Annotated in this window: 9 protein-coding genes and 2 CRISPR repeat arrays; of the genes, 8 read left to right on the plus strand and 1 reads right to left on the minus strand. The window is 57.7% G+C overall.

All coding sequences use genetic code 11. The annotated features are described in order from the left end of the window. Positions 1-544 precede the first annotated feature (544 nt). A CRISPR array of direct repeats spans positions 545-3,129; the repeat unit is 37 nt; unit sequence GTTTCAATCCCGTCGTGGGTTTTCTCCCTGCTGCGAC. A 117-nt stretch (positions 3,130-3,246) separates the two neighbouring features. Next, entirely contained in the window at positions 3,247-3,996 is a 750-nt protein-coding gene (gene csa3, locus HSR122_RS09830; protein WP_229109530.1) for a CRISPR-associated CARF protein Csa3, read from the minus strand. A 50-nt stretch (positions 3,997-4,046) separates the two neighbouring features. Between csa3 and cas6 the strand changes: the two genes are divergently transcribed. The 8 genes from cas6 to cas2 are packed head-to-tail and all read left to right on the plus strand — an operon-like array spanning position 4,047 to position 12,735. Continuing rightward, positions 4,047-4,937, plus strand: a complete 891-nt coding sequence (cas6, locus tag HSR122_RS09835) for a CRISPR system precrRNA processing endoribonuclease RAMP protein Cas6 (RefSeq protein ID WP_229109531.1) — start codon at positions 4,047-4,049, stop codon at positions 4,935-4,937. Then, on the plus strand, positions 4,934-7,357 hold the full coding sequence (locus tag HSR122_RS09840) for a hypothetical protein (protein ID WP_229109532.1): 2,424 nt from the start codon (positions 4,934-4,936) through the stop codon (positions 7,355-7,357). The genes cas6 and HSR122_RS09840 overlap by 4 nt, the downstream gene beginning before the upstream one ends. Positions 7,358-7,359: 2 nt before the next feature. Then, entirely contained in the window at positions 7,360-8,304 is a 945-nt protein-coding gene (gene cas7d, locus HSR122_RS09845) for a type I-D CRISPR-associated protein Cas7/Csc2 (RefSeq protein WP_229109533.1), read from the plus strand. Further along, positions 8,297-8,998, plus strand: coding sequence for a hypothetical protein (locus HSR122_RS09850; RefSeq protein ID WP_229109534.1), 702 nt, complete (start codon positions 8,297-8,299; stop codon positions 8,996-8,998). Before cas7d ends, HSR122_RS09850 begins: the two co-directional genes overlap by 8 nt. Beyond that, a complete protein-coding gene (gene cas3 / locus HSR122_RS09855) occupies positions 8,998-10,869 on the plus strand; it encodes a type I-D CRISPR-associated helicase Cas3' (protein WP_229109535.1) in 1,872 nt (623 codons plus the stop codon). Before HSR122_RS09850 ends, cas3 begins: the two co-directional genes overlap by 1 nt. Further along, entirely contained in the window at positions 10,866-11,459 is a 594-nt protein-coding gene (gene cas4 / locus HSR122_RS09860) for a CRISPR-associated protein Cas4 (protein WP_229109536.1), read from the plus strand. The genes cas3 and cas4 overlap by 4 nt, the downstream gene beginning before the upstream one ends. Continuing rightward, entirely contained in the window at positions 11,456-12,460 is a 1,005-nt protein-coding gene (cas1d, locus tag HSR122_RS09865) for a type I-D CRISPR-associated endonuclease Cas1d (RefSeq protein WP_229109537.1), read from the plus strand. The genes cas4 and cas1d overlap by 4 nt, the downstream gene beginning before the upstream one ends. Before the next feature lie 2 nt (positions 12,461-12,462). Next, positions 12,463-12,735 (plus strand): CRISPR-associated endonuclease Cas2, encoded by a 273-nt coding sequence (gene cas2, locus HSR122_RS09870; protein WP_229109538.1) that lies wholly within the window; start codon positions 12,463-12,465, stop codon positions 12,733-12,735. A 112-nt stretch (positions 12,736-12,847) separates the two neighbouring features. Beyond that, positions 12,848-16,376: a CRISPR direct-repeat array (repeat unit 37 nt; unit sequence GTCGCAGCAGGGAGAAAACCCAGACCGGGATTGAAAC). Positions 16,377-16,415 lie beyond the last annotated feature (39 nt).

Here is a 16,415-nt window from a genome sequence, read left to right on the forward strand (position 1 = left end):
GATCCAACTCGTCATCGGGGCCATGCTCTTGCAGGAACTGTCGGTATCGCTGGTCCCGCTCATCGCGGTTTTCGACGCGATACCACTCGCTTGGTTCGTCGATCTAGCACTCCTCGGCAGTATAGATGCTGAACTCGGATCGCCAGTCCGTGCGCTGGGTGCAATTGCTGTCGTCGCCGTCACCGTTCCGGTTCTCGCACTCCTGACGACCGTCTTCGCCCGTCGCGTGTGGGAAAGCGAACCCACGAGTGCGATAGGAACACGCGGCTCACATTCGTTGCTTGATGAAGGCGTTCTAGAGCGGTTCACTGGCGACCGACTCCCCCGTGCAGTGTACACCGTCGCCCGAGAGCGATGGCTCATCGAACGGCGTGTTCCACGTGGGTTGCTGTCTTCGGGGTATGCCCTGCTGTTCATGGGCGTGTTCGGGTTCCCGCTGGTCGCGCTTGCAGGAAGTCCGACTGCACTCCTGTTATTCGTCGCTGTCACGATCGGCCCCACTGCAGGCATTGCCTTCGGCTCGGATCCAATCGGGACGGAATATCGGACAATCCCGGTCTGGGTTTTCTCCCTGCTGCGACATCCGGTCTGGATATTGCAGGCATCCGCGTCATCAGACGTTTCAATCCCGGTCTGGGTTTTCTCCCTGCTGCGACAGGACGGTGACATCGGGTACTTCGAGGAGCAGGGCGGTTTCAATCCCGGTCTGGGTTTTCTCCCTGCTGCGACCGGATCTACGGCGCTCGGGCGCGGATCGAAAACATCGTTTCAATCCCGGTCTGGGTTTTCTCCCTGCTGCGACCCGGCGGATTCCGCTACCGAGAGCGTGCCGGAGTGGTTTCAATCCCGGTCTGGGTTTTCTCCCTGCTGCGACAACCGGGCGGCCTTCAATAGCGTTGTATGCTTGCCGTTTCAATCCCGGTCTGGGTTTTCTCCCTGCTGCGACGAGTGCACTGAAAGACGAGTTGAACGTTCTCGGCGTTTCAATCCCGTCGTGGGTTTTCTCCCTGCTGCGACCCCTCTTTGTCCTCGGGGTGGTTTGGGACGATCTCCCCGTTTCAATCCCGTCGTGGGTTTTCTCCCTGCTGCGACGCTATGGTCGTTCTGTAAGCGATGAATCTTCCAGATCGTTTCAATCCCGTCGTGGGTTTTCTCCCTGCTGCGACTATAGACTTCAACGCGGTGCGTGACGGCTTTATGCGTTTCAATCCCGTCGTGGGTTTTCTCCCTGCTGCGACGACAGCATTGAGTTTTACACTGTTCTATCCAGTGCGTTTCAATCCCGTCGTGGGTTTTCTCCCTGCTGCGACAACAAGCGCTACCTCCAACTCGTCGGCGACGTCAAGTTTCAATCCCGTCGTGGGTTTTCTCCCTGCTGCGACGGTACATCGACGCTCCCGTGGTCGTAGTGCATGCTAGTTTCAATCCCGTCGTGGGTTTTCTCCCTGCTGCGACCATATCGTGCTGTTCCAGCGCGGCCTTGAGATGGTGTTTCAATCCCGTCGTGGGTTTTCTCCCTGCTGCGACTGTTGATGATGGCCAGGATGAGCCAGAGGTGCAAGAGTTTCAATCCCGTCGTGGGTTTTCTCCCTGCTGCGACCGACGACCCTCGCGATGGGCGTCGCGCTCGCCCTGTTTCAATCCCGTCGTGGGTTTTCTCCCTGCTGCGACCAGAAACTTTCCTAAGGTGATCTCAATGACTATCAAGTTTCAATCCCGTCGTGGGTTTTCTCCCTGCTGCGACACGGCGACGGCGATCGCCACTACGTCGAGAACCCGGTGTTTCAATCCCGTCGTGGGTTTTCTCCCTGCTGCGACTCGTCTCCGGCGCGGACGGCGTCCCTGTTCTTGATGTTTCAATCCCGTCGTGGGTTTTCTCCCTGCTGCGACCTGGGTGACGGCTACTGGCAAGGAGTTCCTCCGCGAGTTTCAATCCCGTCGTGGGTTTTCTCCCTGCTGCGACCTGGGTGACGGCTACTGGCAAGGAGTTCCTCCGCGAGTTTCAATCCCGTCGTGGGTTTTCTCCCTGCTGCGACCTGACAGCTAGCGTCAGCGTTCCCGTGACCGCCAGGTTTCAATCCCGTCGTGGGTTTTCTCCCTGCTGCGACGCGACGCTCCACATCAAGGCGCCCGAGCACCAGCGTTTCAATCCCGTCGTGGGTTTTCTCCCTGCTGCGACAGTCTCGCGGACCTGGATATCGTACTGGCCGTAGTCAATGTTTCAATCCCGTCGTGGGTTTTCTCCCTGCTGCGACGCGCCAACAGGAACTCCTGCACCTCCTGCCAGCCTCGTTTCAATCCCGTCGTGGGTTTTCTCCCTGCTGCGACACGCAGACAGTCGCGATCGCGTCGTCCGCGAGTTGATGTTTCAATCCCGTCGTGGGTTTTCTCCCTGCTGCGACCCGACGCCTTCGGTGGTGTGATCGACCGGTTTAGTTTCAATCCCGTCGTGGGTTTTCTCCCTGCTGCGACGTCATTCAGCTCTCGGAGGAACTCTTCGATCACATGTTTCAATCCCGTCGTGGGTTTTCTCCCTGCTGCGACGACGCTCTGCACGACTCGCCGAGCGTAGCCCGCCGTGTTTCAATCCCGTCGTGGGTTTTCTCCCTGCTGCGACGCCGCATTACAGCGGCGACGACGGCCACGTAGATAAGGTTTCAATCCCGTCGTGGGTTTTCTCCCTGCTGCGACTCCATTACCTCGCGGCAGTGTCGGCAGGCGGCGATGTTTCAATCCCGTCGTGGGTTTTCTCCCTGCTGCGACACGACGGCAGGGACTGATCGCCATGTCCGGGACTGATGTTTCAATCCCGTCGTGGGTTTTCTCCCTGCTGCGACGACGCTGGTCCTGGGCGACGTGCTCGCGACAGATCGGTTTCAATCCCGTCGTGGGTTTTCTCCCTGCTGCGACCGGACGTCCTCGCGGGATCGCTCGGCGGCGTCGCGATGTTTCAATCCCGTCGTGGGTTTTCTCCCTGCTGCGACGGGAGAATCAGTTTGACGTACGGCGCGAGCGGGAGCGTTTCAATCCCGTCGTGGGTTTTCTCCCTGCTGCGACGATCTCGGCCGTTTCAGGCTCTCTACTTGTGTGTGGTTTCAATCCCGTCGTGGGTTTTCTCCCTGCTGCGACAGGGGGTCGAAATCCGTCCAGAGCGAGTATAAATCTTGCTCCGCTCGTGAATTTCGCGCCCCTGTTCGTCGACCGGGGCCGTACAGAGACTTCAAAAAGGTCCACGAAGATATCGACTCAGGTCTGCAATGACCAGGCCTTCGATAGTAGCTCACCCGAGAACGAAACCCTGACTTGTTTGGCTTTTTCACTCGTGTCCGCCTCGACGACTTCGGCCTCTTCGAGAGCATTGACGTGTCGAATGACGGTGCTTTTTGATTGGCCGGTCCCGTCGGCAATCCCCGTGAGCGTCTGCCACCCGTCGCCGATGACGATCGATTCAAATGTTTTCTGCGTGCGCTCGGGCACTCGCGCGGTCAGCTCCGGTAACGACAGTGGACGGACATCCTGGTCGATATCACTGAAAAACAGCGCCTGATCGACACGGTGTGAAAAAACGAGCGACGCGATCGTCAACGGAAGCAAGATATCCCGCGCACCACCGCCAAGGGAAACGATCGTCTCGGACTCGTCCGGGACTGACTCCAGTATAGCACAGCACTCCCGAACCGTCTTTTCGAAACCCTCTGTCGAGACTCGCTCGATGGTGTGATCTGCAGCTGCTTCGATCTCCTGCAGTAGCGACTCGACGTCTGCAATTGCTCGGTTCGCTCGTTCAGTATCGGATTCCTCGTCTGGACGGATCATTACGACCGTATCGTCCGCGCTGAGGCCAGTCGTGACGACTGGGCGGGTCACCCGCCGCGTGTCGTAGCCGATCGGCGAAACATAGGTCCGCATGCGTTGTCTCTGCGCGGCCTGGAGTAAATGCGTGTCGCTGCACTCTGTCGAAGTGGCCCGCCAAAAGTTGCGCCGTCGCGCATACATCTGATTACTTCCAAATAAGTTTTAAGTGCTTATCGTGTGAACGGCGGGCCATGGCACTTACCGACGGGCTGGACGGCCAAGCCAGTCCGAGGGTCCGACGAGTGACCGCGACGCTGACGCCCGACTCACGGTTTCCCGTTCCGCAGTCTGACGGATACTCCGTGTATTCGGCACTGCTATCGATCTTGTCGGATACTGACGAGGATGTCGGTTCGAGCGTCCACGACTCTGAGTTGGGGAGCCTCCACTGCAGCGGGTTACAGGGGCGGTTCGGCGAGAGTGACCGGCCGCATCACAAGACGCTGCTTCCGGGCGAAACCTACGAGCTTTCGCTTGGGATCGTTCACCCCGACGACGAGGCCGTCTTTCAGGCACTCGTGAACGCGCTCGTGCTGGAAGGCGAATCGATCAAATTGAGTCACGGATCGCTCACTGTCGAGCGCTTCGAGAGCGAGAACGCGAGTCCCGAGGAGCTGCTGGAACAGGCGAGCGAGTACGACGATCCGACGATCGAGATCACGTTCGAGACGCCGACGTGTATCGAGGAGAGCGGGGAAGTAACGACGATGTTCCCCCACAGGTGGGCGGTGTTCAACTCGCTGCAGGGCAAGTGGAACAAGTCCTGTCCCGAGGATCTGGAACTCGACCTCTCACGGAAAGACGTCGAAGCGCACGTGATTGAGAAGCCAGATCCGGGACAGCATGACGGATACTGTCTCGACACCCACAGCGTGCTGGTCAATCGCGTCAAGAACGACGACGGGGAAAACCGGAACCTCTTCTCGCAAGGGTTCACAGGCACGTGCGCCTACGAGTTCAAGGACGCGAGCGAGAGCGTCGAGAATGCGGTGACGGCCCTGGCGCTGTTCGGGGAGTACAGTGGTATCGGGAGTGCGGTTGCAAGAGGGTGCGGAGATGTGGAGGTCGAAATAGATTCATGAATCAAAAGACAAAACACTCGATAGAAGCGGCTGAAAACGCCCATCGCTGGCTCGTCGACAGTAGCCTCTATTCGAACGTCCTCACGAGTGCGGGTGAATACGACTCCAAAATCGAACCGGAAGAAAACGCGTCGCTTGCTGCACACGTCCTGAACGCGGTCACCGTCGCGGTGAACTCCTTCGTCTACGATGCGTTCTCGCCAGGGGACGACATCGAAGACTACGAGGAGGAGATTCGAGTCCTTGCGTCCGCGACGGCCCTCCACGACACGAACAAGTACGTCCGCGAAGCGTACGAGTTCGAGGCTGACGACAACACGGGAGCGGCCTTCGAGGTTTACTTTGGCGACCACGACGAGGTCGACAACGAAGGGGACGACTTCGGAATCGAGGAGTTTCTCGGTGAGGGATACCGTGAGGATCTCCTCTATCTCGTTCAGCGGTGTGAGATCGGCGAGGATAGCCGAGAAACCCGACGGATGGACACCGAGTTCCGCGGTCTGGAGCGGTACTGCAGGATCGGCGATCAAGTCGCGTCGATCGCACAGCGAGATGGCGTCAACGCGGTGTACGAGAAACTCGTCGAGAAGTTCGACGAGCGAACCGTCCATCACCTGTCGTTCGATGCGCTCGAACAGCCAGTCCTGAACGACCTCCTCGTTGGATCGGTCAAGGAAGTCCTGAGCGGAGACGGCGACAGAGAGGCGTTCGGTGTTCCGATTGGAAGTACGGCCGATACGGTGGTTTACCTCGGGGACGATATCAATCGCAAGGAGCTACGGACTCAGGTCGAGGAAATCGTTCCGAGCAAGGTCAACGAGGAATTCGACTTTTCCTGCAAGCTCAATTGGAACGCCTTCGATTACGACATCCTCGCCGAAGTCGGCATTCCAGTGGCCGAAAAGGAGGAGATCATCGCCGACGCATTCCGCGACCTGCTTCACGATGGAACGGCGGGTGTCGAGGGGTTCGAACACATCCCTGAGGAGTTCGATCAGTACTTCCCGGTCCTTGCAAAAGCGATCTATCTCGACGGTCGGTCGGAATTCGACGATGAATCGATCCAGGATGCCTATGACGAAATCCGCGAGAACCAAGGGGCACAGAAAGCCAAAATTCACTTCATCGCCTACCTGATCCGAGAGTTCGACGACGTTCAGCCGTTCTTACAGACGCTTCTCGAAGAGCTTGAGCCGGATCTTCATGAGGAACTCGAACCGGAAAGTGACGCTATCGGCACCGCCATTGATCGGTTCTTCGGTAAAACCGCCGTTCGGACACTCGGAACGAAAGACGAGATGTGTTTCCTCTGTGGCGAACAGACCGAAACCAAGTATCAGAAGGGTCTGAGCGCAATCTACCGGACTCAGGAGTACTCGCGGCGGGTCGAACCACACGCCAAGTACAAGTCGATCTGTGAGGTGTGCAACCTGGAATACGCACTCCTCGCCGATATCTGCGACCGGAGTGGCATCAGTACGAACAACGACCTCGAAGTGGCATATTTCTACTTCGACGACTTTCTCGGCGACGTTCGACTCCGGGGTCGTCGATCGGGGAGCATCGTGCAGGGCGATACGATCGACATCGACGACCCGGAGATCACGAGGAGTTTGATCGGTCCGCAGTACTTCATCCAGCCGTTCTACATCATCGACGAGAATCACCGGATGTCGGTTGTCCGCCAGATCATGCAGACGGCCAGGGACTCTGGGATGAAGGTGGTCATCGGACGCCCGTTCACGCGCTTCCAGAGCGCGGACGAGGTTTTCACTGACGAGGAGGCCACCCGACCACAAGAACTCTTGGGACTCGACGAAGCGCGACGGTTCGGACCGCTTCCCGACTTCGTCGATTGGACAGACGACTCGCATCTCCGACGAGCACTCGCGCTGTTCAAGATCATGAGCATGGTCGGGCAGGATGCGAACATGTCGAATCCGTACATTCACCTCGACAGAGACACCTTCCACAGCATCGCGAATTACGCAGTCGTCAACCACGACAATGCAACTGGACTGTCAGATATCAGATCGTACTTCGAGACGTATCACACGGAGGCATTCATGAACATGCAAACGGTCGCTGAACGAGGGATCGACCTCTTCGGCGAGCAATACGACAGCAAGTACAAGAAAACGAAGGTCTTCCGCGAGGCGCTGGACGCGTTCCTCAGCGGCATGCACCAGGATATGGACGACGAGGAGTTACTCGAATACGTTGCGAGCCAGGTGTACGCCGCCGCGGACCGGGAGGACTACGCAGGCCACGTCGAAACCGAAGACGCGAAGGCCTTCGTCGAAGCGCTCCGGTCGTATCTGGTCGAGAACGACCTGCACGACCTGAAGAAACTGTCCGACTGGGAAGACGCACTGGTGAACTCGTACTACTACGCGTACGACCAACTGCTGTACGACTAACAATGACACTCGAAACCCCCGACAAAGGCCTCGTTGAATCGTTCGACATCTACCGCAAGCGCAAGCCCTCGGTGACGCTCGTCGTTCGGCGCGAGATCCTCGAACCGACGCTGTTCCGAAACTCCAACCACGATCGTGCGGAAACCCAGGAGTTCGGTGACAAACTCCACGCACAGGTGAATGGAGAGAAGTTCACGAGCAAGGAGCGGCTGACCGGTCTCGACCTGCTCCGACGCCTGGATGACGACCTTGTGGACGACGCCTACGCGTACAACGAGCCGACCAACCTAGAGGAATCGCTTAACGTCGATACGGTGACCTACGGGCTTGCGGGGACCGGTGATCAGGACTTCGCCGTCAAATCCCGCGTCGTCGAGGGATACACCTACACGACAGAGGAGTACGACCTGATGAACAAGGAAACTCGCAATGCGGTCCACGAGTCCGGGACGATGCGCGACGAGAAGGGCGAACAGTCCGAAGCGCTGTTCGATTTCGTCAAAGTCCAGCCTGGGAACGATCTCGTCCACTTCATTACGCTCGAGGCAGCGACGTCCGAGATGCTGCTGTACACTCTGCACAACGTACTGAACACGGGGAAGTACGGAGCTCGCGAAACCCGGACCGGGCGAAACGTCCGGAACGAAATTCTCGGCGTGGTCCTCGGAGATCACGACACCTCCCTCTCGACTGGCGAACTCCTGATGGAATATCACGAACCCGGCGACGACCTGACCGACAGCATCGGGTCATACGTCAGTGAGGTTCGGCAGTCGGACTGGGACGTGTACGGCGATATCGCCGGAGCCGATCCAAGTCCGTCGTGGTTCGATCGCATGGTCGCCGTTGCCGGACGGGAAACTGACGACGCCGACGAAATCCTTCGAGAGGAGTTCGAGTCGCTGACCGCAGCTGCTCGTGACACCTTCGGCGTCGACAATGATTGAACGGACCTACGAGGCAACGCTGTACGCACCGCTCTTCTATTCGAGTTCGGAAGGGCGGTCGATCCGGACCCAGCCGACGCTCTCGGCAACTGCGCTCATGCACGCGCTCGGCTACCGGTACTTTGGGCTCGAAAAGCGATACGCCGAACGCGGCGACGAGGCGACGAGTCCCGATTACAGCCATCTCGTCGAACAGCCGTACTTCGTCACCGACATGCGGCCGGTCAGCGTGGAGACCGACGAACGAACGTTTCGAAGCACGGACTACCGATCTGAGCGGCACTTCACGACGAACGACAAGGACGTAGCTGAACGAATCAACGGCAAGAAGGCCGTTCCAAACATCCTCGAAACCTCCGGCGCAGCGTGGCAAACCATTCGGAACTACGTCGGAATCGCGCCAGGGTCGACCTTTGAGTTCACGATCTGGAGTGACGATCCGCTCCCAGACCGGCCGTTCTTCCGGATGGGTGTCAAACAGACCGGTGAGTTCAGAGCGCAAGAACGGTCCCTCAGTACGATTGTTCTCAACAAGTTTCTGCTCTCCGAAGTCTACGGTCTTCCGGATGATCTGCTGACCGAAGCGATGAAACGGAGTGCATCTTTCAACCGCGGCAACGATCCACGACTCCAGCACTTCGTCAGCGTCGATCCGTCGTTCGTTCGCGACCGGATCGTTCCGGAGGTGGTCTGATGCGAATTCGTGGGGCGAATCTGGCGACCGAAGAGCCAAAATATGGTTTTGAGGATCGAGGATTCGACTACGCCAGGGCGTTTCAGAACCGCGTTGCTGAGTGGGTTCACGAGGGTAACGAACCGGTCGCTGTCCTTCGTGCACCGACTGGCGCGGGGAAGACCGCCACCTTTCACGAACTCATCGAGGCCAATGACATCACACTACTCGTCTATCCGACGAACGCATTATTGAAGCAACAGGCCAGCCGGTTCGAAGACGAAGGCGTGGCCACGAAAGTACTCACGGGCGACACACTCGAAGGTCACCACCGCGAACGCACGGAAAATCTCCTCCAAGCCGTCACGAAATACGCGAGCGATCACGATGTAGTCGTCACGAACCCGGACATCCTCCAAGCCATTGTCCAGGACATGTATTCCGGCGGCCAGGCGATGGAGTTTTTCGATCGGTTCGACGCGATCGTCTACGACGAATTCCATTTTTACGGAGATCTAGCCGCTAGTGGTCTCCTCCTGCAAACGCGGATCATCGCGGATCGCAATCCGACTGCTCAGATCTTGCTTGCCTCGGCCACGCCAAACGAAGCCTTCGTCGAGTTCGTTCAGTCGGTTTTCGAACTCCCTGTCGAAACAATTGACTCGGAATATGACTCCAAGGGCGATCGATTTCGACATGAGGTCCAACTTGACCGTCGTGAAGCTGACCGGATCATGGATGATCGTGAGGCCGTCGTCGAGCGACTCCGGGATGCCATCGATGGTGTCGAACCAGGGGAAACCCGAGCAGTCGTGGTCTTCAATAGCGTGAAAGACAGCAACGACTTCCACGCGTATATCGAATCGAACCATCCAGATCTCTTTGAACGTGTCGAGAAGGACAATGGGTTCGACACGAACGATCCGGATTTCGATATCAGAGAGCGGGAATTTTCCATCCTCAACACCACGAGCAAGGGCGAAGTCGGACTCGATTACGACATTCGGACCCTGATCATGGAAACACCTCGGGGACCGACAGCGGCCAGCGATTTCCTCCAGCGGTTCGGTCGTGCTGGTCGAGAGGCAAACGCCTCGGTGGACGTGTATGGGCTCGGTCAGGTCTCCTGGAGCGATGAGATGTCGTTCCCGGAGTTTGCTTCCGAGATCTATTCGACGTTGAACGACTCGAAGATGGATCTCGATGGCCTAGCCGATCTCGTTGCACTTCGAGCCGCGTACGCACTTCACGTCCGCAATCACGGATATAACCCCGAACTTAGAGACGACTTCGCCGCCGTAGATGGATATGATCGCTGGCGTGGCTTCATCGTGTCCGTACAGGAAGCGCTCAACGATGTCGGTGGTCTCGGGGCCTCTCTTCAGAGCAACGATTTAGAAGCGAAATTTCTCACATTCACCCACCACTGCTTCGATGTCTTCCGAGGACTTCGAGGTCGATCACTCTCTGGGGACGTGAAATATCCACGCGGAGATCGAGTCGCGCTGACAAATTACGATCTTCTGACGACGCTCAGACACTACGATATCGCTGGTATCGAAGGAGATGACGTAATCGTTCTCAAGAAGGTCCGCGGCGAGCACCCGATGCAAGTAACGGCCCATTTGCCAGGATACGAATCTCGACCGCGAGATTACGGCTCCTCGATCGGTGATATCGAGGAGCGACTCAGTCAGTGGGTTCACCGCGAAATTGACCGAGGGGATTTCAACTCGACCGCCGATGTGAGCGCAGAACTCCTCCATTTGTTCTTCAAACGGATTCGCATTACTGAGGCAGTCGTCCCTGAACTCGTTCGCTGTGGGAAGTTTGAGATCGACGTCGAAAATGAGGGTATTCCATCGATTTCGGCCCATAAACGGAATGTATGACTGACGAACTTGTCAACGTCTCCGATCTGAATCAGTTTCAGTACTGTCCGCGAAGATACTGGTATCTTCACTTCTTCGACACTCAGGGCCGAAACTATCAAAGGGTAGAGGGAAAGACTCGTCACGAGAACCAAGCCACTCGGGGAGACTGGGTAAACGAACTCTATCTCGAATCCGAATCGATCGGACTCAAAGGAAAAATCGACGTGTTGGACCTCGAAGATGGCCGTAAGGTCCCTGTCGAGCGAAAGCGGGCGAGAAGCGGCGAGTATCACTGGAACGATGAGGTTCAGATCGCAGGCTACTGTCTCCTGCTTGAAGACCACATCGGCGAACCCGTCCATGAAGGTGCGATCTATCTCTACGAAACCGATCAACGAATGCACGTGCCGATTACACAAGACCACCGAAATGCAGTCAAAGACACCATCGAAGACATGCGATCAATGTCACCCGACAGTGTTCCATCCCTCGTCGACAACCCCAACAAGTGCGAAAAGTGCTCAACCCGCGAATACTGCATGCCTGCCGAAACAGCCCAACTTGAGCCCGAACGCGCCCAAGGCACGGGCTGGGAGGATCACATATGAAGGCCACCGAGGGAATGTTCGACGAGTCGGTCGTCTACGTCACCAAGCAGGGGACGCAGGTCCGCACCGACGAGGGAAGAATCGTCGTCTGGGATGTCGACGCCGAGGAAGACGAAGACCCGGAACTCGCCACCTATCCCAAAGAGAAACTGGACACGATCAACGTCTTCGGAGGCGTGAACTTCTCGACGCCGTTCGTCGCGGAGGCCAACGAACACGGGATCGTCCTCAACTACTTCACCCAGAACGGCAAGTACCGCGGGAGTTTCGTCCCGGAAAAGAACACCATCGCCGAGATTCGCCGCGCCCAGTACGCCCTGGGATATCCAGAAGAGCTTGCTATAGCAAAGGAAATCATCACAGCGAAGATTCGCAACCAGCGGACACTCCTCTCACGAAAGGGAGTCCATGGGACGGATGTACTCAAAGATCTCGGCGAGCGCGCTCAAAGCGTCTCGGACAAGGACGATCTTCGTGGCGTCGAAGGCGAAGCCGCCGAACGATACTTCGACTGTCTCGACGAGACGCTCGTCTCGGGTTGGACCTTCGAGAAACGAACGAAACGACCACCAGAGGATCACGTCAACTCACTACTGTCGTTGACCTATACCTTCATGAAAAACGAGGCGATGAGTGCATTGCGACAGTACAATCTCGATCCGTTTCTCGGGATTTTGCACGCGGACCGCCACGGCCGACCGTCACTTGCGCTGGATCTCGAAGAGGAGTTTCGACCGATCTTCTGTGACGCGTTCGTGACGCGACTGATCAATCGTGGTGTGTTCACGCACGATGACTTCACAACGGACAACCATCTGAGCGACGATGCGTTCAAGACCTATCTGTCGAAATTCGACGACTTCATGCAAGAGGAGTTGACCCACCCGTACTTCGAATACACAGTGACACGGCGAAAGGCGATCCGTCAGCAAGCGATCCTGCTTCGAAAGGCGATTACAGACGAACTCGACGCGTATCACGCACTCACATTCGACCGATAACCATGCGACTCGCTGTCGCCTACGACGTTAGTTCGGATTCGAACCGCCGGCAAGTCTATCGGACGCTCCAGCGATACGGTGCCTGGAAGCAGTACAGCGTCTTCGAGCTGGAGGTTAACAAAACCGAGCGCGTGGAACTCGAAGACGAACTCGAGTCTCACATTAACCCTGACGACGGCGACAGGATTCGAATCTACCGACTGTGCGATTCGTGTCTGGATGATATCTCTGACATCGGGGCAGAGCCACCTGACGAACAGTCGAACGTACTGTAGAATTTTCGTGGACCTTTTTGAAGTCTCTGTACAGCCCCGGTCGACGAACAGGGACGCGAAATTCACGAGCAGAGCAAGATTTATGATCCCTCTGGACGGATTTCGACCCCCTGTCGCAGCAGGGAGAAAACCCAGACCGGGATTGAAACCTGGGGTTCGCAGAGGCGACCTGGCTGAATCTCGGGTCGCAGCAGGGAGAAAACCCAGACCGGGATTGAAACCAAATGTCTGAGCTAGTCATGTACGCCGAGGAAAACGTCGCAGCAGGGAGAAAACCCAGACCGGGATTGAAACCCGGATGCTCGTCGAGCCACATCGTCACCTCCGGTCGTCGCAGCAGGGAGAAAACCCAGACCGGGATTGAAACTCGAGACGACCAGCACGAGTGCGAGTGCGAGTGCTTGTCGCAGCAGGGAGAAAACCCAGACCGGGATTGAAACACGCCATCCCAGCAGACCCGGCCAATAACGTCCGGGTCGCAGCAGGGAGAAAACCCAGACCGGGATTGAAACAGCTTGGCCCGGGGTACGCGCCGGTCGTGGCGTACGTCGCAGCAGGGAGAAAACCCAGACCGGGATTGAAACACTCTCTCGCGCTCTCGGCGGCTCGCAGGGCTCGGGTCGCAGCAGGGAGAAAACCCAGACCGGGATTGAAACGTCGGACATGGTCTGTCTCACATATACAACTATATGGTCGCAGCAGGGAGAAAACCCAGACCGGGATTGAAACTACTCCTTGAACTTCTGAACCTCACTCAGCCCGCTGGTCGCAGCAGGGAGAAAACCCAGACCGGGATTGAAACATCGTCCACCCGTCGGTGGTAAGATGAACCTTACACGTCGCAGCAGGGAGAAAACCCAGACCGGGATTGAAACCGGGAGGGGGACGGGCCGCCCGACGCTCCGCTCAATGGTCGCAGCAGGGAGAAAACCCAGACCGGGATTGAAACATGATCGGTCTGTTACTGTTCGTCGTGCTCGCCCGTCGCAGCAGGGAGAAAACCCAGACCGGGATTGAAACAGAGACGCGCTCGATGACGTCCGCGACGAACTCAAACGGTCGCAGCAGGGAGAAAACCCAGACCGGGATTGAAACGCTGGGATCGCGACGACCTCATCTACGACGCGATGGTCGCAGCAGGGAGAAAACCCAGACCGGGATTGAAACCAGCCCTCGCAGCGGAGCTCGGCGATGACGACCCGGCGGTCGCAGCAGGGAGAAAACCCAGACCGGGATTGAAACTTCTTCGGCGTCGCTGATTCGTTAGCGCTACTGCGGTCGCAGCAGGGAGAAAACCCAGACCGGGATTGAAACCTGCATCGGCCGCGTCGTCGACGATGTCTGACAGCGGTCGCAGCAGGGAGAAAACCCAGACCGGGATTGAAACACGGCGACGGCGGCGATCGTCGGCGGCGTGCTCGCGTCGCAGCAGGGAGAAAACCCAGACCGGGATTGAAACGGGTCTACCATGGAACCACCGAAGTATCAGGGTCGGTCGCAGCAGGGAGAAAACCCAGACCGGGATTGAAACTCATGAGAGAACCACCCCGGATGCGGGGGTGTGTCCGGTCGCAGCAGGGAGAAAACCCAGACCGGGATTGAAACATTCGTGAGCTGCTCGACGATGTCGACGACCTCTCCGGTCGCAGCAGGGAGAAAACCCAGACCGGGATTGAAACAGCTCCCGCTCATCAGCCGCAAAAACAGCAGCAGTCGTCGCAGCAGGGAGAAAACCCAGACCGGGATTGAAACTCCGGGCCGTTCTCTCCCTCGACAATGTCGGCGCGGGTCGCAGCAGGGAGAAAACCCAGACCGGGATTGAAACTAGTAATCAGTCCTGCGCGTACTTGAGAACGGCCTGTCGCAGCAGGGAGAAAACCCAGACCGGGATTGAAACACGGGCAAACCAGGGACGGGCAAGTCAACCCTCGCAAGTCGCAGCAGGGAGAAAACCCAGACCGGGATTGAAACTCGCCGGTCATACACGTAAAAGTCCGAGAACGATTGTCGCAGCAGGGAGAAAACCCAGACCGGGATTGAAACCGTCTCGCGTTGTAGGGTCATGCACACAGTCTGAGGTCGCAGCAGGGAGAAAACCCAGACCGGGATTGAAACCCGCTGGCCGTTAGCGGCCGAGTGGACCGCCCGGGAGTCGCAGCAGGGAGAAAACCCAGACCGGGATTGAAACGTATCGGCCTACAAGCTGGCCCGCATGATCGCTAGCGTCGCAGCAGGGAGAAAACCCAGACCGGGATTGAAACGCTTTGCGTGCTTGTGTGAGTGAAACTGACAGCAAGGTCGCAGCAGGGAGAAAACCCAGACCGGGATTGAAACAGGATGGCGTCGACGCTGACGATGTCGAGACGCCCGGTCGCAGCAGGGAGAAAACCCAGACCGGGATTGAAACGTTTCGGGGATCGTCTCGGTACTGCCGTCCGGGTGGTCGCAGCAGGGAGAAAACCCAGACCGGGATTGAAACGATTTCCCCAGTCCGCCAAGTGACAACTGGCCGCGGTCGCAGCAGGGAGAAAACCCAGACCGGGATTGAAACTACGGACAATCCGCCGGAGGTAATCGAGTATGTAAACGTCGCAGCAGGGAGAAAACCCAGACCGGGATTGAAACGCAGCGGCAAGAGCGGGCTCGCCGGCCGAATCTGGAGTCGCAGCAGGGAGAAAACCCAGACCGGGATTGAAACTCTTCCAGTCGGTCGGCGGTGTCCTGGAAGGTCTCGTCGCAGCAGGGAGAAAACCCAGACCGGGATTGAAACGCCGAGGGGGGACAGAACTCGCTCGACTCGTTCGGGTCGCAGCAGGGAGAAAACCCAGACCGGGATTGAAACCTTGCCGACCCCGATATGTGGGAGTCGGCGGCCGGTCGCAGCAGGGAGAAAACCCAGACCGGGATTGAAACGTCATCACGTAGTCGAGTGCGACAGTCGGCGCGACGCGTCGCAGCAGGGAGAAAACCCAGACCGGGATTGAAACGATGGCGTTCTGCGACATATTATCGCTCGGCGGTTGTCGCAGCAGGGAGAAAACCCAGACCGGGATTGAAACGGCAAGCATACAACGCTATTGAAGGCCGCCCGGTTGTCGCAGCAGGGAGAAAACCCACGACGGGATTGAAACGGCAGATTAGAGTCTTCAGTCTTGGCGTCACTGCCTTGTCGCAGCAGGGAGAAAACCCACGACGGGATTGAAACATGAGTGTGTCAGTCATTGCTGGTGCACCGCGAGGGCGTCGCAGCAGGGAGAAAACCCACGACGGGATTGAAACTTCGAGGCGTTCCAACTGGGCTATTTCGGTTCGAGAGTCGCAGCAGGGAGAAAACCCACGACGGGATTGAAACCGAATGGCGAGTTCCCGGCACAGATCGCATATAACGAGTCGCAGCAGGGAGAAAACCCACGACGGGATTGAAACCTGCACCCGACCGCTCGACTGCTAAAGCTCCGGGTCGCAGCAGGGAGAAAACCCACGACGGGATTGAAACATCGACGCGGTGGGCGACGTGCAGATGAGCGAACTGTCGCAGCAGGGAGAAAACCCACGACGGGATTGAAACGCTGGCCTCGGGGCCTTCGCCATCGCCTACGGCGGGGTCGCAGCAGGGAGAAAACCCACGACGGGATTGAAACGGATTACCGTCTTCAGCATATGCGCACTGGAAGACGACG

This window comes from Halapricum desulfuricans (assembly GCF_017094525.1).
Taxonomy (GTDB): domain Archaea; phylum Halobacteriota; class Halobacteria; order Halobacteriales; family Haloarculaceae; genus Halapricum; species Halapricum desulfuricans.